This window comes from Devosia sp. Root436 (assembly GCF_001426345.1).
In the GTDB taxonomy this organism is placed as follows: Bacteria; Pseudomonadota; Alphaproteobacteria; order Rhizobiales; family Devosiaceae; genus Devosia.
The window spans coordinates 716165-734698 of record NZ_LMEM01000009.1 but is presented as its reverse complement, the minus strand read 5'-3'; the positions used below and the strand labels follow the sequence as shown (position 1 = coordinate 734698).

General features: G+C 64.8%; 17 protein-coding genes and 1 riboswitch. Of the genes, 7 read left to right on the top strand and 10 right to left on the bottom strand.

Annotated features, from left to right (window positions below):
* Positions 1-73: 73 nt before the first annotated feature.
* The 3 genes from serA to ASD04_RS08495 all read left to right on the top strand — a co-directional run bounded on the left by serA (position 74) and on the right by ASD04_RS08495 (position 2359).
* Positions 74-1657 (top strand): phosphoglycerate dehydrogenase, encoded by a 1584-nt coding sequence (gene serA / locus ASD04_RS08505; protein WP_056255327.1) that lies wholly within the window; start codon positions 74-76, stop codon positions 1655-1657.
* Between the two features lie 116 nt (positions 1658-1773).
* On the top strand, positions 1774-2055 hold the full coding sequence (locus ASD04_RS08500; protein WP_056255325.1) for a type II toxin-antitoxin system RelB/DinJ family antitoxin: 282 nt from the start codon (positions 1774-1776) through the stop codon (positions 2053-2055).
* Positions 2024-2359 carry a type II toxin-antitoxin system YafQ family toxin gene (locus tag ASD04_RS08495; RefSeq protein WP_210168353.1) on the top strand — a complete coding sequence of 112 codons (336 nt, stop codon included), beginning with the start codon at positions 2024-2026 and terminating at the stop codon, positions 2357-2359. Before ASD04_RS08500 ends, ASD04_RS08495 begins: the two co-directional genes overlap by 32 nt.
* Before the next feature lie 26 nt (positions 2360-2385).
* Here the strand turns inward: ASD04_RS08495 and ASD04_RS08490 are convergent, their stop codons facing one another.
* Entirely contained in the window at positions 2386-3762 is a 1377-nt protein-coding gene (locus tag ASD04_RS08490; protein WP_082531079.1) for an FAD-binding oxidoreductase, read from the bottom strand.
* Positions 3763-3835: 73 nt separating this feature from the next.
* Entirely contained in the window at positions 3836-4792 is a 957-nt protein-coding gene (locus ASD04_RS08485) for a DMT family transporter (RefSeq protein WP_056255323.1), read from the bottom strand.
* A 163-nt stretch (positions 4793-4955) separates the two neighbouring features.
* Between ASD04_RS08485 and ASD04_RS08480 the strand changes: the two genes are divergently transcribed.
* Together ASD04_RS08480 and ASD04_RS08475 are read left to right on the top strand one after the other, a co-directional pair.
* Positions 4956-6245: an adenylosuccinate synthase gene (locus ASD04_RS08480; protein ID WP_056255322.1), complete on the top strand. Its 1290-nt coding sequence runs from the start codon at positions 4956-4958 to the stop codon at positions 6243-6245.
* Between the two features lie 48 nt (positions 6246-6293).
* A complete protein-coding gene (locus ASD04_RS08475; RefSeq protein ID WP_056255319.1) occupies positions 6294-8273 on the top strand; it encodes a hypothetical protein in 1980 nt (659 codons plus the stop codon).
* A 37-nt stretch (positions 8274-8310) separates the two neighbouring features.
* Here ASD04_RS08475 and ASD04_RS08470 read toward each other — a convergent pair whose 3' ends face one another.
* The 3 genes from ASD04_RS08470 to thiB form a co-directional block, all read right to left on the bottom strand.
* Positions 8311-8949: an ATP-binding cassette domain-containing protein gene (locus ASD04_RS08470; protein ID WP_056255318.1), complete on the bottom strand. Its 639-nt coding sequence runs from the start codon at positions 8947-8949 to the stop codon at positions 8311-8313.
* The gene (locus ASD04_RS08465; RefSeq protein ID WP_156461170.1) at positions 8936-10555 is read right to left on the bottom strand and encodes a thiamine/thiamine pyrophosphate ABC transporter permease ThiP; all 1620 of its coding nucleotides are present in this window, start codon (positions 10553-10555) and stop codon (positions 8936-8938) included. The genes ASD04_RS08470 and ASD04_RS08465 overlap by 14 nt, the downstream gene beginning before the upstream one ends.
* Positions 10556-10702: 147 nt before the next feature.
* The gene (gene thiB, locus ASD04_RS08460) at positions 10703-11707 is read right to left on the bottom strand and encodes a thiamine ABC transporter substrate binding subunit (protein ID WP_056255314.1); all 1005 of its coding nucleotides are present in this window, start codon (positions 11705-11707) and stop codon (positions 10703-10705) included.
* Between the two features lie 70 nt (positions 11708-11777).
* A riboswitch (TPP riboswitch) is annotated at positions 11778-11874 on the bottom strand.
* A gap of 62 nt (positions 11875-11936) precedes the next feature.
* Here thiB and ASD04_RS08455 point away from each other — a divergent pair.
* Positions 11937-12590, top strand: a complete 654-nt coding sequence (locus ASD04_RS08455) for a thiamine diphosphokinase (protein ID WP_056255312.1) — start codon at positions 11937-11939, stop codon at positions 12588-12590.
* A 218-nt stretch (positions 12591-12808) separates the two neighbouring features.
* On the opposite strand, the gene rpoH is transcribed toward ASD04_RS08455, so the two are convergent.
* On the bottom strand, positions 12809-13678 hold the full coding sequence (gene rpoH / locus ASD04_RS08450) for an RNA polymerase sigma factor RpoH (RefSeq protein ID WP_056255311.1): 870 nt from the start codon (positions 13676-13678) through the stop codon (positions 12809-12811).
* Positions 13679-13976: 298 nt separating this feature from the next.
* Complete coding sequence (locus tag ASD04_RS08445; RefSeq protein ID WP_056255309.1) at positions 13977-15005, bottom strand: RluA family pseudouridine synthase; 1029 nt, start codon at positions 15003-15005, stop codon at positions 13977-13979.
* Between ASD04_RS08445 and ASD04_RS08440 the strand changes: the two genes are divergently transcribed.
* Positions 15004-15345, top strand: coding sequence for a DUF6476 family protein (locus tag ASD04_RS08440; RefSeq protein WP_156461169.1), 342 nt, complete (start codon positions 15004-15006; stop codon positions 15343-15345). The genes ASD04_RS08445 and ASD04_RS08440 overlap by 2 nt on opposite strands.
* Before the next feature lie 142 nt (positions 15346-15487).
* On the opposite strand, the gene ASD04_RS08435 is transcribed toward ASD04_RS08440, so the two are convergent.
* From ASD04_RS08435 to ASD04_RS08425, 3 genes are all read right to left on the bottom strand, one after another.
* Complete coding sequence (locus ASD04_RS08435) at positions 15488-16666, bottom strand: hypothetical protein (RefSeq protein WP_056255305.1); 1179 nt, start codon at positions 16664-16666, stop codon at positions 15488-15490.
* 160 nt (positions 16667-16826) lie between these two features.
* Positions 16827-17819, bottom strand: coding sequence for a bestrophin family ion channel (locus ASD04_RS08430; RefSeq protein WP_056255304.1), 993 nt, complete (start codon positions 17817-17819; stop codon positions 16827-16829).
* Positions 17820-17909: 90 nt separating this feature from the next.
* Positions 17910-18479, bottom strand: a complete 570-nt coding sequence (locus tag ASD04_RS08425) for a DUF1134 domain-containing protein (RefSeq protein ID WP_056255302.1) — start codon at positions 18477-18479, stop codon at positions 17910-17912.
* Positions 18480-18534: the final 55 nt, after the last annotated feature.

Genomic DNA, 18534 nt, shown 5'->3' with positions numbered 1-18534 from the left:
AGGGGAGGGATTGAGGGAGGGGGTCTCTCAATTTGTCACCGGCCTGTGGCCGCACTCATTCAGGGAAATTCCAATGCCCAAGGTTCTCGTTTCCGACAAGCTGAGCCCCACCGCCGTCCAGATCTTCAAGGACAATGGCGTGGAGGTGGATTACCTGCCCGATCTGGGCAAGGACAAGGACAAGCTGCTCGAAGTCATCGGCCAGTATGATGGCCTGGCCATCCGTTCGGCTTCCAAGATCACCGAAAAGATCATCGCTGCAGCGACCAATCTCAAGGTGATCGGCCGCGCCGGCATCGGCGTCGACAATGTCGACATTCCGGCGGCGACCAAGAAGGGCATCATCGTGATGAATACGCCCTTCGGCAATTCGATCACCACTGCCGAACATGCCATTGCCATGATGATGGCCCTGGCCCGCCAGCTGCCCGAAGCCGATGCCTCGACCCGCGCCAGCAAGTGGGAAAAGAACCGCTTTATGGGCGTCGAAGTCACCAACAAGACGCTGGGCCTGATCGGCGCCGGCAATATCGGCTCGATCGTGGCCGACCGTGCAATCGGCCTCAAGATGAAGGTTATTGCCTATGACCCGTTCCTGACGCCGGAACGCGCCCAGACGCTGGGTGTGGAAAAGGTGACGCTGGACGAGCTGCTGGCCCGCGCCGATTTCATCACGCTGCATACGCCGCTGATCGACGCCACCCGCAACATTCTCAATGCCGAAAACCTCGCCAAGACCAAGAAGGGCGTGCGCATCATCAACTGCGCCCGTGGCGGGCTGATCGACGAGGCGGCGCTTTACGAAGCGCTTAAATCCGGCCATGTGGCCGGTGCGGCGCTGGACGTCTTCCTGGAAGAGCCGGCACAGAACAATCCGCTGTTCGAGCTGCCCAATGTCATCTGCACGCCCCATCTGGGTGCAGCGACCACCGAGGCGCAGGAAAATGTCGCCCTGCAGGTAGCCGAGCAGATTTCGGCCTATCTGATGAGCGGGGAAATCACCAATGCGCTGAACTTCCCCTCCATTTCGGCCGAGGAAGCGCCGATCCTGACCCCCTGGGTGAAGCTCGCTGAAAATCTCGGCTTGTTTGCCGGCCAGCTCACCGAGACGGCGATCAAGGGCATCAAGATCGAGTTCGAAGGCAATGTGGCCGATCTCAACGTCAAGCCGATGATCGCGGCCGCCGTCAACGGCGTGCTGAAGCCCTCGCTGGGCGACGTCAACATGGTCTCGGCTCCCCAGGTGGCCAAGGATCGCGGCATCACGGTGGAGACCACGACGCGGGACCGCCAGGGCGCCTATGAGGGTTATATCAGGTTGACCGTCACCACCGAGCGCCAGGTGCGCGGCGTGGCCGGCACGCTGTTCGCCAATGGCAAGTCGCGCATCATCCAGGTCAAGGATATCAACATGGAGGCCGAACTGACGCCGTCCATGCTCTATGTCACCAACGAGGACAAGCCGGGCCATATCGGGCGCCTGGGCACATTGCTGGGCAAGCTCGGCATCAACATCGCCAACTTCAACCTGGGCCGCGTCGATGTCGGTTCGGACGCCATCGCGCTGGTCTCCATCGACGGCACGCTGACCGAAGCCCAGCTCGCCGAAATCGCTGCGCTGGAAGGCGTCAAGCAGGCCAAGGCGCTGCGGTTTTAGGCATCGCTTCGTCCCTCTCTCCATGTGGGAGAGGGACATTCTCCGTTGGATAGCAAGGCAGAAGCCTTGACTGTATCTCGTTTGAGATACATATTGCCCGGGTAGGAGATAGAGCCATGGCTGTACATAGTTCGATGCTCCACGTACGCGTGGACGACGAAACCAAGGAAAAGGCGACGGAAGCGCTGAATGCCATGGGCCTGTCCGTTTCCGACGCGGTGCGGCTGTTCCTGCACCGGGTGGTTGTCGAGCAGGCATTGCCGTTCGAACTCAAGGTGCCGAACGCCGAAACCCGCGCCGCCATGGCCGAAGCGGACGAGATTGTCCGTGCGCGCAAGGCCCGCTTCGTAACCGCCGACGAACTGTTTGCCGATCTTGAAACGAACAGCGGACAGTAAGCGGGCGGCGCCTCCACGGGCAGCCGACTATACCAGGACGTTCCACAAGGATTGGGAGCGGCTGTCCCGGTCCGGTCGTTACGATTTGAACCGGCTCAAGCAGGCCATGCTTTTGCTGATTGCCAATGAGGGCCCGCTAGGTGCGGAATGGCTCGATCATCCGCTGAAGGGCGAATGGGTCGGCCATCGGGAATGCCATATCGGCGGTGATTTCCTGTTGGCCTACAAGCTGGACGACACCGGCAAGGCCGGCCTCGTCATCTTCGTTCGCGCCGGAACCCATGCAGAGCTATTCGATGAGTGAGGCCGGCCCATTGGACCGGCCTTCGTTCATTCCGCCGGTGGGATATTCTGGTTCCGCCGGAGCACATTGTGCGGGTCATACTGCCGCTTGATCTTGCGGAGCCGGTCCCAGGTGCGGCCGGGATAGGCGGCACGGGTGCGGGCCGCGCCCTCGTCGCCGAGGAAGTTCACATAGACCCCCTCATTGTCCTGTCGCAGGGCCGACATCAGGTCCTCCACCCATTTGATGCGCTGCGGCCGGTCAGCCTGGTCGCTGTAGAAATTGGCGAGGAACACCATGATCTGGGCATCGCGATGGGCATAGGCCGTGGCGTCGGCGGGCACCCGGTTCACGGCGCCTCCGAGCACGCGAATCTGCACCATCCGCATGGTGCTGTCGGATTCGGTGAGGAAGCCGGCAATGGTCCGCGCGTCATCCTTGCTGATGCGATCGACGAAGAATGTCCGCGTTTCGGGCAGGCCTGGCGGCTCGCCTCCCGCACCTTCGTAGAGGTCGAGGAAAGGCCCGGGCTTGACTGTATCGAGGATCGGACCGAGGGCGCGGAAGGGCGCAAGGGCGGCACCGGCCGTTTCGTCCGGGCCGGCATAGGCCATGAGGGCGAAGATGATCAACTGGTCGCGCATCGCTTCGGGAATGAAGGGCGCCGGTGGCGCCGGCATGACCATGGCAATGGCCGACAATGCATCGGGCGCCGCCTGCGCGGCAGCAGTGAAAGCGGTGATCGCTTCGGCCGTGCCGGGCAATACCAATAGCCCGCCGCTGAAAGCCGGCAGCTCCTGCGCCTGAAACTGGATGCGCGTCAGCACGCCGAAATTGCCGCCACCGCCCCTGATAGCCCAGAATAGATCCGGCTCATTCTGCGGGCTGGCAATGACGACGCGGCCATCGGCCAGCACCACTTCGGCGGCGAGGACGGAATCGACAGTGACGCCATGCAGGCGCGACAGGTAGCCCACGCCGCCACCGGTGACGATGCCGCCCACGCCGACATCGCCCGAATCGCCGAAGCCGACAACGAGGCCGTGCGGCGCCAGCATCTTGAGCGTGGCGCCCACCGTCGCGCCGCCGCCCACCCATACGGTCTTGCTCGCCTGATCGACCGAGACGTCGGCGAGATCGCGCAAGTCGATGACGATGCCGCCATTTACGGTGCCGTGACCGGATGAGCTGTGTCCGCCGCCGCGGATGGCGATGTCGAAGCCATGCCGGCGGGCAAAGCCGATCACCTGGGAAACGTCATCCGCATGGGCGACCCGGGCCAGGGCGGCCGGGCGGCAATTGGCTGGGTCGAAGAGCACGGCACGGCTCTTGTCATATTCCGGGTCGCCCGGCAGCGTGACGCGGCCCGCCAGGGTCCGGGCAAGGCTGGCAATGTCCGGGCGGGGGGAAGGATGGGTATTCATGGAGTCCTCTCTCCGTGGTTGGTCACGGTTTCGTGACCGGAGAGTGCTACATGGTTACATCGATGTGCCCTGCCTAGGCCTGGGCGGAGATTTTTCGGCGGGCCGCCCATTCCGCCAGTACGATGCCGCAGATGATGATGGCGGCAGCAATGTAGTGATAAAGCTCCAGCCGTTCGCCCAGGATGATGACCGAGCCCAGAGTCCCGAAAACCGGGATGAGATTATGGCTGGGCGCGGCGCGGTTGGCCCCCACCAGTTCGACGCCGCGCGCATAGGAGACCTGGCTGAACATGGACGGGAAGATTGCCACATAGGCGATGACGGCCCAGACGGTGGGCGAAGCATGGGCGAGCGTCGTCACCTGGCCCAGCCCGCCACCGGAAAAGGCCAGCATGATGACGCCGGTGACCGCCGCGCCGAAGAAAGACACGGCCATGAAGCTCATGATGTGCATTTTCGGCCGGAAGCGCAAAGCCAGCGTGTAGGTGGTATAGGCCAGGCAGGCGAGGATGACGAAGCCGTCGCCGACATTGACGTCAAGCGTCAACAGGCGCGTCGGGTCGCCATGGGTGGCGGTGAGTATGACCCCCGATATAGCCAGCAGCACGCCCACGATCTGGATCAGCCGGGCGCGCACCCGGAAGACGATGAAATTGGCGCCCAGAATCAGCATGGGCAAAGAGGCCTGCTCGATGGCCGAATTGACGGCCGTGGTGGTGGTGAGGCCCATATAGAGGAAGACGTTGAACAAGGCATAGCCGATGGCGCCGAAGGCCATCAGCACCAGCCAGTGGCGGCGCACCACGGCCCAGTCGGCCAGCAGGTAGCGCCAGGCAAAGGGCAGGATGACCGCCGTCGCCAGCACGCAGCGGCTGGCCAGCAGCAGGATGGGGTCGATCTCCCCGACCACCAGCTTGGCGGCCACCACATTGCCGCCCCAGAACAGTGGCGCCAGAATCAGCAGCAGATAGGGTTGATCGAGCAGTCGGGCGGAAATGCCGCGATTTTGGTTCTCTGGCGGCTTTGTCATCGTCTTCAGGGTGATGTAAGGACATGAGGACTTAGCAGTTATTCGGCCATCGGCAAAATTCGACCAAAGGTGGCCGGGAGGACAGACGTCCAAGAGGAGAAGGGTGCGGCCGTGTCGGCCGGGCCCTTTGTGTCGCGCCAATCCTGACGAGAAGGTAAATCTAATGGCTAATGTGGTTGTCGTCGGCTCGCAGTGGGGCGACGAGGGCAAGGGCAAGATCGTCGACTGGCTGAGCGAGCGCGCCGATGTGGTGGTGCGCTATCACGGCGGCCACAATGCCGGCCACACACTGGTCATCGACGGGGTGAGCTACAAGCTGGCATTGCTGCCCTCGGGGCTGGTGCAGGGCAAGCTGTCGGTCATCGGCAATGGCGTCGTCGTCGATCCGCACCATTTCGTCCAGGAAATGGCCAAGCTGCGCGGGCAGGGCGTGAAGATCACCCCGGAAATCCTGCGCGTTGCCGACAATGCCCCGCTGATCCTGTCGCTGCATCGCGAGCTTGACGCGATCAGGGAGGATTCCAATTCCGGTCTCAAGATCGGCACCACCAAGCGCGGAATCGGCCCGGCCTACGAAGACAAGGTGGGCCGCCGCGCTATCCGCCTGATCGACCTTTCCGAGCCCGATACGCTGATGGTCAAGATCGAGCGCCTGCTCGCCCACCACAACGCGCTGCGCCGTGGCATGGGCCTGGTCGAGATCGAGGCGCAGAAGATTTACGACGAGCTGATGGCGGTTGCCGCCGAAATCCTGCCCTTCATGGACCAGGTGTGGAAGGTGCTGGACGACCGGCGCAAGGCCGGCGCGCGCATCCTCTTCGAGGGCGCGCAGGGCGCGCTGCTCGACAATGATCACGGCACCTATCCCTTCGTCACCTCGTCCAACACCGTGGCCGGGCAGGCGGCGGCCGGCTCGGGCCTCGGGCCCACGGCCATCGGCTATGTGCTTGGCATCACCAAGGCCTATACGACCCGCGTCGGTGAAGGCCCGTTCCCCTGCGAGCTGGACGACGAGATCGGCCGCCATCTGGCGACTGTCGGCCGCGAGGTCGGCGTCAATACCGGCCGCCCGCGCCGCTGCGGCTGGTTCGATGCGGTACTAGTGCGCCAGACCGTCAAGACCTCGGGCATATCGGGAATCGCGCTGACCAAGCTCGACGTGCTCGATGGCCTCAAGGAGATCAAGGTGTGCGTCGGCTATGAGCTCGATGGATCACGGATTGATTATTTGCCTGCCTCAATGGGGGCACAAGCCCGCGTTAAGCCGGTTTACGAGACGCTCGAAGGCTGGTCGGAAACCACTGCAGGCGCCCGCAGCTGGGCCGATCTGCCGGCGCAGGCGATCAAATATGTCCGCTATATCGAGGAGCAGATCGGGGCGCCGGTCGCTATGCTGTCGACGAGCCCGGAACGGCTGGATACCATCCTTGTCGTTGACCCATTCCAAGACTGAGTTTTTTTGTTACAACGTGTCGCTGCAATTGTGAGTACCAACTAACCAATGGCGGACTACAAGGAGCTGTTGCGCCGCGCCATAACGGCGCTGCCGGAGAATAATGGGGCGGCCCGGCGGGCCGTCTACGAGAAGGCGCGTTCGGCTTTGGTCGGACAGCTTCGCGCCATTACGCCCCCATTGCCCGCGCGCGACATCACCCAGCACCGCCTGCAGCTCGAGGATTGCATCCGTCAGGTCGAGCAGGAAGCCAGCGAGGCCGTGATCACGCTGGGCCGCGAGCATGCGCTGGCCCCGCGTCCGGTTGCCGAACCGGCGAAGCCAGTCGAGACGCTGCCCCAGCCCGTTCAGGCAGAAAAGCCCAAGCCGGCGCCAGTGGCAGCGGAGGAACCGCCCAAGCCCGCCGAGTCCACGGCCAAGCCGTCCGCGGCTGGCCCGATGTCGATCGAGGATATCATCAGCCAGGCCTCGGCTGCCTCCGGCGCGGCAGTAGCGCCGATCGACGATGCCGAGGCGGCCAAGCCTGAGCCAGCCAAGCCTGAACCGGCGCCCGAGCCCAAGCCGGAGATACGGCCGATCCCCACCATTGTCGGCCGGGTGCAGCCGGTGCGGACCGGCCCGACATCGCCGGTTCCGTCTCCGTCCAATGTCCGGTCGCTCGATACCCCGCTCAAGGGGCCGAGCTTCGAGCCGCGCCGCGACGCCATTCCATTGGCAGCCAATTCGGCATCCGAGCCGGTGCGTGTCGCCAGCCGGATCGAGCCCTCGATGGGCGGCTACGCCACTGCCCGTCAGGTGGCGATGCCCGACGCCGTGATCGAGACCCCGCCGGTCGAGACGGCGCTGTCCAGCGTGCGCGAAGTCGATGTCGAGCCCGATGCCAGTGCGGCGCAGGACGTCATCGAACGCGCCATCGAGGTGCTCGACCGTGAAGCGCGCGGCGAAACCGCTCCAACCCTGCCCGATCCAGCCGAACTGGCCCCGGCCGCAGCGGCCGGGACCGATGACAGCGACGATGCCGGCTTTGCCGATGCGCCGGCGCAGCGCGGCGGCGCGGGCCTGACGATTTTCCTCGTGGTCTTTGCCATCCTGCTCGCCGGTGTTGGCGGCGCGGGCTTCTGGGCGTGGCGCGAGGGCTATGTCGATCTCGACCAGATGTTCGGCCAGGCGCAGGCCCCGGTGACCGAGACTGCCGTGACGACGCCGGCCACGCCGACGCTCGATCCGGTGCCGGCCGTGGAAACAGCAGACGATGCCGTGGCCGGGCCGGGCAATACCGCACCTACCCCCGCGACCGCCCAGGCCAGCGCCGAACTCAGCGGCCTCCAGGTCGAAGACCGGCTTGAGCCGACGCCGGAGCCGGTGCAGCCGACCGGCAACGAGACCGTGCTGCCCGATGTGAACGGCGGCGAGATCAAGACCGAGGAACGCCTGTCCGGCGAGGAGCCGACCGCGCTGGCCGCGACCGATCCTGCCGCTTCCGTCGATCCTGCCGTACTCGCCGGCAGCCAGTCACTGCTGCTCGAAGCCAGCCAGGACGGCACCACGGGCGCCGTACCCTTCTCGGGCACGGTGGAGTGGAGCGAGGGCGTCGACGAACTCGGCCTGCCGACGCTGATCGGCGCGGCCAGCATCCCGGCGCGCAACCTGGGCGTCGATATCACCATCCGCAAGAATTCCGATCCGAGCCTGCCGGCCAGCCACCTGATGGAAGTCGATTTCAAGGTGAGCGACACCTTCATCGGCGGCAATATTTCCACATTGCCGGGCGTGCTGCTCAAGGACCAGGAACTGGTGCCGGGCACGGCACTGGTTGGCGCCTCGGCGCGCGTGGTGGGCAATTCGTTCCTGTTCGCGCTGAGCGCGACGCCGGCCGATGCGGCGACCAATACGGACCTGCTCGAAAACCGCCGCTGGATGGATCTTGCCGTGGTCTATGGCACTGGCCGCAACGCCATCATCACCCTCGAAAAGGATGAAGAGGCGCAGGCGCTGTTCGAGAAGGTCTTCGGCACCTGGGCGGAGTAGGGCCTGACGACCGTGGCATGATCGGGAGAGCCTGGAGCTAGGCCGCCGTCAGCCGGCCCTCCGCCAGCCCGTATCTCCGCGCCGCCAGCGCTTCGACATCGTCGGCATGGTGGCTGACCAGGATCGTGTGCCAGCCATGGCGGATGGTCAGCACCCGCACCAGCTCGCGCACCGCCACCCGCGTTTCGTCATCCAGCGCCGAAAAGGGCTCATCCAGCAGCAGCACCGGCCGCGCCCGCAGCAAGGTCCGCGCCAGCGCCACGCGTTGCTTCTGGCCGCCGCTGAGCGTGCCGGCCAACTGCTCGCCGATCCCCTCCAGCCCCACTTCCGCCAGAGCTTCGGCGATCTGCCGCCGGGCTTCCGCCTTGGGCGTCCCCGCCGGCAGGCCGAGCGCTACATTCTTCGCCGCGCTCAGATGCTCGAACAGGCTGTCCGATTGCAGCAGAAGTGACACCGGCCGCTGCTCCGGCGGCAGCGGCAGCAGGTCCCGGTGGTCAAGCGCGATGCTGCCGGATGCCGGGGTCAGAAAGCCGGCGAGCAGGTCGAGCAGGGTCGACTTGCCCGAACCGCTGGCGCCCGAAATGGCCGTGACTTCGCCGCCATGGGCCACCAGGGAGAACGTATAGGGGGTCGTCTGGCCGGGATGGGCGAAGGTCAGGTTCTCAACGCGCAGCATCGGCGATCCTCTCGAACAGTTTGGGCAAGCCGACAAAGGCGATGATCGTGCCAACCAGCAGGATGGCCGCAATGGCCGCGGCATCATTGCCGCGATAGGAGCCCAGCGCCCGGAACATCATCAGCGGCAGGGTCTGGAAATCCTGCGTGCCGAACAGCGCAATGACGCCGAGATCGCCCAGCGAGAAGCAAAAAGCCAGAGCCAGCATGACGCCAATATCCCGCCCGAGCAGGGGATATTCCACGGATACGAATTGCCGCCATCCCGAGAGCCCGAGCGAACGGATCAGCTTGCCGCGCGAGCGGGCAATGGCCTCCAGTGGTGGCCCCAAAGTCGCCATGGCGAATGGCAGAGCCAGCAGGCTATTGGCCAGGATGACCACGAAGGGCGCCGCCGTGGCGGGGGCTAAGCCGAGCTCGCGCACAGCCAAGAAAAAGCCAAGCGACAGCACCACGGCCGGCACGGCGAGATAGGCAAAGGCCGGCATGCCCAGCAGCGTGCGCAAAGGCCCGCTGCCGGTAGCGCCGCGCCCCAGCGCCAGCACCAGGGCCAGTGCCAGCGTCAGCAAAGCCGAGGCCGTGCCAATGACGAGGCTGCTCGCCGTTGCCCACCAGAAGGCGGGTTGCGCCACGACGCGGCCAATGCCGGCGCCCAGCCCATCGACCAGCACCGAAAGCAGCGGCAGCACGAAGCCGATGGTGCAGAGCGCCAGCACCAAGGCCTGCAATCCCCGTGCAATGCCCTGGTCGCGCCAGCGCGGTGCGACTGAGGCGCCGAAGCTGGTGGGAATGGGCGCCAAAGCCGAAGCGGCGAGGATGACCAGCGAGCAGACGGCAATCTGCGTTGCCGCCAGCCGCACGGCGCCAGCCAGGTCGAAATCCTGCCGCACCGCGGCATAGATGGCCACTTCCAGCGTCTGGTTGGCCGGCCCGCCGCCGAGCAGCAGCACGATGGGAAAGCTGGTGAAGGCGAGGAGGAAGATGATCGCGGCGAGCCCCGGCACGGTGCCGCGCAAGGCCGGCCAGTCGATGATGGCGAAGCGCTGCCACGGCGTCAGCCCCAGCGACTGCCCGGTCTTGAGGCGCGGCGTGGGAATGGCATCGAGCCGCGCCAGCATGATGCGCGCGGCAAAGGCGCCGTCGAGCACGACATGGGCAAAGAGGATGCCACTGAGGCCGAAGGCAGGATTGCCGATGGAAAAGCCGAACAGCGCCTCGCTGGCCTGGTTGATCCAGCCATTGCGCCCCCAGATGGAGAGCAGCCCGAAGGCCACCACCATGCCGGGCGTGACGATGGCCGAGGCGAACAGTCCGACCACCAGGTCGCGTCCGGGAAAGCGCAACCGGTTGAGCGCCCAGGCCAGGGCCATGCCGACGGCGATGGACAGAACGGTGGTCAGCCCCGCCTGAATGGTGGTCATGCGTAGAAGATGCGGAATATCGATGCGCAATGCACTGCCTTCGCTGCCGGTCGCGGCGGCAAGAATGGCCCAGAGCACGAGGGCGATGAGCGCCGCGATGGCGGTGGCCAGCGCGATAGCGGCGGCAATGCGCAGCGGGCGATGGGGCAGGGTCAGCATGGCGGCACGCGATGTTGTCCCAACCACCGGGCGGCTCCCTCCCCCTCGCGGGGAGGGTTGGGGTGGGGGGATGGGAGCCCCCATATCGTGGCTCTCGCCCCCCACCCTTGATCCCTCCCCGCGAGGGGGAGGGAGTCGACTGGGCGATCTGCAGCAAACAACACGACCGCAGCCCTACTGCACCGCCGCCAGCATCTCGTCGATCCAGCGCTGGCTGTTGGCAGCGATTTCCTCGTCACTGAGCACCAACGTCTTGTCCGGTTGCGGCAAAGCCGCGAAAGCCGGGTCGAGATCGGCGCCCAGGTCAACCACCGGCAACATCCAGTTGGTGGTGGGGATCACCTTCTGGCCATCCGCCGAAGCGAGATAGGCGAGGAATTGCCGCGCCAGCTCCTGATGGTCGGAGGATTTGAGGATGCCTGCCACTTCGGTCTGGGCCAGGTGGCCTTCATCGAACAGGGCGGCATGGATGGTGTCGTCCCCCTCCTCGACAATGTGATAGGCCGGCGAGGTGGTATAGCTCAGCGCCATGTCAGCCTCGCCTTCGAGGAACAGGTTGTAGCTTTCGCTCCATTCCCGCGTCACGGTCAGGATGTGGGGCTTGAGGCCGGCCCAGATTTCCGGTGCGCGGTCACCATAGGCAGCGGCGATCCACAGCACCAGGCCCAGCCCCGGGGTGGCCGAGCGCGGGTCTTGCACCACGATCTTGAAGTCGTCGGGCAGGGCGATCAGTTCCTCGAAGCTCTTCGGCGGCGTCGCAACGCTGTCCGTGTCGTAGACGAAGGCGAAATGCGCATAGTCGAAGGGCACGAATTGCGCGTCGGTCCAGGCGGTGGGCAGGCTCAGCCCGGACAAGTCGAGTCCATGATCGGCGAAGAGGCCTGTGGCACGCGCCTCCCCCGCAATGGCGGTGTCGAGGCCGACGATGATGTCGGCTTCCGTGGTGTCGCCTTCGAGCTGGACGCGGCGCAGCGTGCCGATGGAGGAGTCGGCGGCGATCCATTCGACCACGCAGCCGCAAGTGGCCTCGAAGCCCGCCTTGAGGCCGGGGCCGGGGCCCCATTCGGCGGCGAAGCCGTCATAGGTATAAATCTTGAGGATCGGCACTTCTTCGGCAAAGGCCGGTGCAGCGAACAGTCCGGATAGGACCGCAAGCGCCAGTGGAGCGAATTTGACCATGGGTCATTCCCTTCATTTGGTTTGCGGCCATGAGTGAAGGGATGTGTGTCAATGGCGGGGCGTCGAGACGCCCTTGCCATCTCGAACTTCCTCCGCCAGCATGACCTGGTTCAGGTTCAATGGGTAACTCTCAGCTCCGGTTTCCCGGAACACCCCAGCGAGACGCCCGACACTTAATGAGAGATCAGTGACAGTGCAAGACACTTCCGTAGCCACGGCGGATGCGCCCATGGTCGTATTCGACGGTCCCATGGCCATTGTCGGTGGCGGCGCCGTCGATCCGGCCTTGCTGGTGGAACTGGCCGGCCGCGGCGTGGCCCTGGTGGGCGCCGATGGTGGCGCCGACGCCATCGGCGACGCGGGCCTGGTGCCATCAGCAATCATCGGCGATCTCGATTCGCTGAGCGACCGGGCGTCGTGGGAACAGCGCACCCGCGTCATCCACATCCCCGAGCAGATCACTACCGATTTCCAGAAAGCGCTCTATTCCACCAGCGCCCCGGTGACGCTGGCGCTGGGCATGACCGGCAAAAGGCTGGATCACACGCTGGCCGCCCTCAGCGCCGTGTTGCAATATGCGCCGACGCGAAAACTGCTGCTGGTCGACGAGGTCGACGTGGCGCTGGCGGTGGTGGGGCCGATCGCTTTTACGGCCGGTATTCGCGAGCGCGTCTCGATTCATCCCCTGCTGCCGATCGGCTTCACGCGCTCCACCGGCCTGTTCTACCCGATGGATGGCCTGACGCTGGAACCCGGCGGGCTGATCGGCACGTCCAATGAGGGAATTGGTGGACCGGTGGAAGTCGTGCCGGCAGATGACACGCCGTGGCTGCTGATCCTGGGCAAGGAGCGGCTGTGGGATTTGATCGCGGCCAGGCAATAAGGTGCGGCCGGCCAACCCTCCCCCTTGCGGGGAGGGTAGCGCCGCTAAGCCCAACGGGCCGTAGCAGAGCTAGGGTGGGGGTCGAGAGTCCCGATATCCGGGCCAGACTGCCCACCCTTGATCCCTCCCCGCAAGGGGGAGGGAGTCGACTGCTGAGCTTGATGCTCACAACAAAAAAGGCGGGCCCAAGCCCGCCTTCCGCATTCTCAATTCGCCGCTCAGTGCGCCCGCGCCGCTTCCTTGACGGCATCCTGCACCTTTTCGAAGGCGCGCACCTCGATCTGGCGGATGCGTTCGCGGCTGACGTCATATTGCTGGGCCAGTTCTTCCAGCGTGGACGGATTGTCCTGCAGGCGGCGGGCCTGGAAGATGGCGCGTTCGCGTTCGTTGAGCACGTCCATGGCATTGGTCAGCAGACCCATGCGCTCGGAATATTCCTCGCTCTCGCCCAGAGCGGTTTCCTGGCTTGGCGTATCGTCCACCAGCCAGTCCTGCCATTCCGAGCTTCCCTCGTCGGCGCGCATCGGTGAATTCAGCGACGCGTCGCCCGACAGGCGTGCATTCATCGACACCACATCGGCCTCGCTCACCTTGAGCGTGGTGGCGATCTGGGCGATCTGGTCGGGATGCAGCGAGCCGTCGTCCAAAGCGGCGATCTGGCCCTTCACCTTGCGCAGGTTGAAGAACAGGCGCTTCTGGGCGGCGGTGGTGCCGATCTTGACCAGGCTCCAGCTGCGCAGCACATATTCCTGGATGGCGGCGCGGATCCACCACATGGCATAGGTGGCCAGCCGGAAGCCCTTTTCGGGCTCGAAGCGCTTGACCGCATGCATCAGGCCAACATTGCCTTCCGAGATGACCTCGGAAATGGGCAGGCCATAGCCGCGATAGCCCATGGCGATCTTGGCTACGAGGCGCAGATGGCTGGTAATCAGCTTCTGCGCCGAGCCGGGATCCTGATGTTCCTTGTAGCGTTTGGCCAGCATGTATTCTTCATCCGGCTCCAGCATGGGGAACTTGCGGATTTCCTGAAGATAACGACTGAGGCCCCCTTCGGCGGAGAGGACGGGAAGATTGGTCTGGGCCATGGCGCACCCCTTTCTGGCTCCCCCGTATGGAACGGGCGGACATGAATCCGCGATGACCATTCGGCCCATCGGCAGACTACGATGGATATATAGGCGGCAATTTGGCGATTGTAAGGGCGCCAAAAGATTACAAATGCGCAATCCTGCGGAAGGTTCCGCCTTTCGTGCCACGCCTTCGTGGTTCGAGGGTCGCTACGCTCCCGCCTCACCATGAGGCTACCGGAACATTTGAGCTAAGAGTAGACCTCATGGTGAGGTGCGAGCCCTTGGTGAGCCTCGAACCACGAGGGCGTGGCACCTACCGCGCAAAAGCCTTGTCATATCCTTCCAGGGCATCCTCCAGCGCCTGCAAATCCTCCGGCAGCGGCGCTTCGAAGAACATTTCTTCCCCGGTCACCGGATGCTCGAAGCCCAGTTCGGCGGCATGCAAAGCCTGCCGTCCCAGCGCCTGGATGGGTGCCGCCACGTCAGGCGGCAGCCGGTTGATCTTGGTGGCAAAGCCTGAGGCATAGACAGCGTCGGCGACCAGCGGGTGGCCGATATGGGCCATATGCACGCGGATCTGGTGGGTGCGGCCAGTTTCGAGGTGACATTGCACGCGGGTAATGTCCCAGCCCTCGCCGCCGAAGCGCGCCTCGACGAAATAATGGGTGATGGCCTCGCGTCCGTCCTTGCGCACCGCCTGTTTCAGCCGGTTGTTCTGGTCGCGACCCAGTGGCGCGTCGATTGTGCCCTTGGCGGTTTCGGTCGAGCCCCAGACAAAGGCGATATAGGCGCGATGCAGCGGACCGGTGCGGCCGTGGTCGGCGAATTGTTCTGAGAGATGCTTGTGCGCCGTCTCGGTCTTGGCGGCGACCATGACGCCCGACGTGTCGCGGTCCAGTCGATGCACGATGCCGGGCCGCTTGACCCCGCCGATGCCGACGAGGCTGTCGCCGCAATGGAACAGCAGTGCATTGACCAGCGTGCCGTCGGGCGAGCCGGGCGCGGGATGGACCACCATGCCCACCGGCTTGTTGACGACGATCAACTGGTCATCCTCATAGAGAATGTCGAGCGGAATATCCTGCGGCAGCGGCTCGGCATCTTCCGGGGGTGGTGCAAGAAGGGTGATTGTCTCGCCCGCCGTTAGCCGGTATTTGGGCTCGCTGACGGGTTTGCCCTCGATGCTGACGGCGCCGCCAAGGATCAGATCCTTGATGCGGCTACGGCTCAGCACGGTGTGGACCCTGGCCAGCACGGCATCGAGCCGCCCGCCGGCCATGTCTGCATCGACCACGACTTCGACTTCCTCGCCCTCGAACTCTGCAGCGGTATTTTCGACCATGAGCGATCCTGATGAGACTGGACAGAAGCCCGATGCGCCGTTGACGCCGGAAGCTCTTGCCATATTGGGGAAGGCGCGCCGCTCGTTCATTTTCTCGATCGGCATCCTGTTGCTGGGCTTTATGGCGATTGGCTTCGCCCTTGTCTATCGCGCCATGCGCGACACCCCACCGCCGGCCGTGGCCGAAAGCGTTGTTCTGCCGGCCGGGGCCGAGGTGGTTTCGGCTGTTGTCAGCGATGGCGCTATCAACGTGACCTATACGATCGGCGGGGTGAGCACGCTGGCGCTGTTCGATCAGGCGACGGGCGAGATGACGCGAGAAGTGGTGCTGGGGGAGTAGACATTGCGCCACGCCCTCGTGGTTCGAGGGTCGCTGCGCTCCCGCCTCACCATGAGGGCTACTGAAACACCGAACCAAGAGTAGCCCTCATGGTGAGGTGCGCTTCTTCAGCGCCTCGAACCACGAGGGCGTGGCACTATCCCTACCGCCCCTGAATTTCCCTTAGCGCCGCCATCCGGTCGGTCACCGAACCGCCCTTGCGCTCGCCCTTGGCGGGCTTGACCGGCAAGGCGTCCGTGCCCTCGCCGTCATCGGCAAAGCGCTGCACGCGGTCGAACAGGCTTTCCTCGGTGCTGGCGATAGCTGGCGTCTCATTGTCCACCGCATAGACCAGCCGGCTGACGCTGGCGGCGATGTCATTGAGCTTTTCGCGCAGATAGGCTTCCTCGATGCGTTCGCTGTCCCAGTCCGCCAGGATAGTGGATTCGACATTGCCCACCTTCTTGCGCAGGGCCTCGACCTCAGCTTCGAGGCTCAATTTGTCGGCCAGCAATTGTTCGGCCCGGCCTTCGGATTGTTCCACCACCTGGCTGGTTTCGGCGAGCAGGGCATTGAGCCGGTTCTCGGCGCTGGCGATGCGCGCTTCGGCGGCGACGAGGTTTTCGGCGTCGGCAGCCTTCTTGTCGTCCCGGCCGGCCAGGGCCTCGCGCATCTGGGCGATGGCCGCCGTGGCCTCGGCGCTGCGGCGGTCGGAGCTTTCGAGCCTGGTGATCAGGCTCTTGGCCTGGTCCTCGAGAAAGCTGGCGCGCTTGCGCTCGATGGCGAGGGCGGTGGTCAGCCGGTCGATATCTTCGTCATAGTCGCCGCTCAGCGGACGTCCGTCGAGATCGGTGCCGCGCGGCAGGCCGCCGCGCACCGTGTCGCGCAGGGTGACGAGTTCACCGCTGCGCGTTTCCAGTTCCCGGTCGCGCATGCGCAGGCGCTGCGCCAGATCGGTGCCATCGCGCTCCAGTTCGGCGATGCGGGCGCGCAGTTCCTCTTCGCGGGCTTCGAGTTCCTTGACCGCGAGCAGGTTCTGGTCGCGCTCGGCCTTGAGCAGGCCGAGGTCGCTGCGCTTCTGGTTGACGTCGCCAAGCTGTTCGGCCAGCCGCTTGCGCAGGGTCTCGACATTCATCTCCAGGCGCCGCGTGGAGAGGGCGAATTCGGCGCGCAACTGGTCCTTGTCGGCGCGAAATTCGGCCATGGTGATGGGCGTGGCGGCTTCGATGCGGCGCTTGGTCAGGCGCACGGCGCGCTTCCATACGGCCGGCAGGATGATCAGGGCCACCAGGCCCGCCACCAGCAGGCCCAACGCGAAATACATGATGTTCTCGATGACCATCGGTCAAACTCCGGAACCGCATCGGCACGCAATACGGGCAATCCCTTATCCGGCAGCGGCGGTATCCCCGCTACATTTGCCAGCGATTAACCCTAACGGGTTTGGCGCAGCCCGTCACGGGCCCGCTGCGGCGCCTGCCGCAAGATTGATCGCGCCGCCGCTAGGTGGCGAAGCCATTGATGGCCGGCAGCGGGGTCGGCAGGTCGGTCTCGCCGAGCGCGCTGCGCAGGTCGATCTCGATGTCGCGGCAGATCTGGCTGATCGGCACGTCATTGGCATTGCCCTCAAAGGGGTTGGACGTGCTTTCGCCCACCTGGTCGAGCGACATGTACATCCAGCCCAGCAGCGTACTGAACGGAATGGTCAGCCAGATGGCCGCAGCGCCCAGTACATCGTCGAGTTCGGCGAACAGCGCCACGGTGCCAAAGGGCAGCATGGTGCAGAAAATGGCCACGAACATGGTGCCGACAATGGCGTATTGGCGGGGATAGGGATTGTTCTTGATGCGATCTGCACGACTCTGCTGGTCGTGGATTTCCCGCATCGACTTGATCAGTTCACCATAGATGGGTGGGGGCAGGGCCGCTTCCTTGAGCAGCTGGTTGAGGTGACGGCCCTGCAGGTCGAGCACCTGCAGCGGCCGGTGGCGAGCGGCGAGCACCGTGGCGGCATCGCCGCTGCCCAGCAAGGGCTCGATCTCGGCCTGCAGCGAGCTCTTGTCTTCCTGGATATTGTAGCGCCTGCGGAATTCGCGGTTGGCCGGCCGGGCTATGGTTTCCCACGGCATGGGGCGGCGCAGCGAAAAGCGCAGGGCGGTGAGCCAGGCCAGGTGCCGGTAGATCAATATGCGTGCGATGTCCGCGTCGGCGAAGTCGCGGCAGAGGCTGGTCCAAAGGCGGCTCGTGGCCGCGATCTGCGCGAAAAGCTGCAGCGCCTCACCGGCGCGGGACAGCACCTGCGCATTCTTGAAGCCGGCGACCAGGGAGACCGTGGTGCCCAGCACGACGACCACCTGCCAGGGCAGGCTGAAGCCGGCCATGCCCGGCATGTGGTAGAGGCCGATTGCCAGGAGGCTGACCACCACCATGTAGACCACGCTGCGCCGCGACCAGAGCGCAAAGTCAATCAGCCGATAAGACCGTCCTACATGCAATTTCGGTGCCCCGTCAGCGCCCTATACCCTGGCAGGCGACACTATCGCCCCGCCGCGGCGATGGCCAGCGTGGCAGGATGTCCCGGTTCGTCAGAACGGGTTCCAGGTCGGCTCGTTGGTGAATTTGAGATAGCCGATATTGATGCCGAGGCGGGCGCCGACGCCGGAGCGGATGGGCACCATGACGATATTGGAGCGCTTGATGACGGTCATGCCGAAGCCGCCCACGATATAGGCCGAGCCATCGACGCCGACGAAGCGCCCCAGCACGTCCTGAATCTGGTTGAGATTATAGACCAGCATCATGACCTTGGAGCCGTCGCCGCCCACGTCGAAGCCGACCGAGGGGCCTTGCCAGTAGACGTTATATTCGCCGGCATTGCGGGTATAGAGCACGCCTTCGCCATAGCGGGCGCCGGCAAACAGCGCCCCGCCGGCATCCTCGCCCAGGATATAGCCATTGGGCAGGCCGAACTGGCTGACCGCCTGCTCGACCAGCGAGGCCAGGCCCTGGGAGGCCGAGCCGAAGAACTGCTTGCCGCTGTTGATCAGGTCCTCGCCCTCATAGGTGTCGCTGAGCGAGCCCTGGGCAAAGGCCGATGGCACCGGTGCCAGGAAGGCAGACAACAGGGCGACAAGGAGGGCAAGGCGCTTGAACATCGAATTCTCCCCGGGCGACGGCAGGCTGGCGGTTACGGAGTCGTTAAGGCTTGAA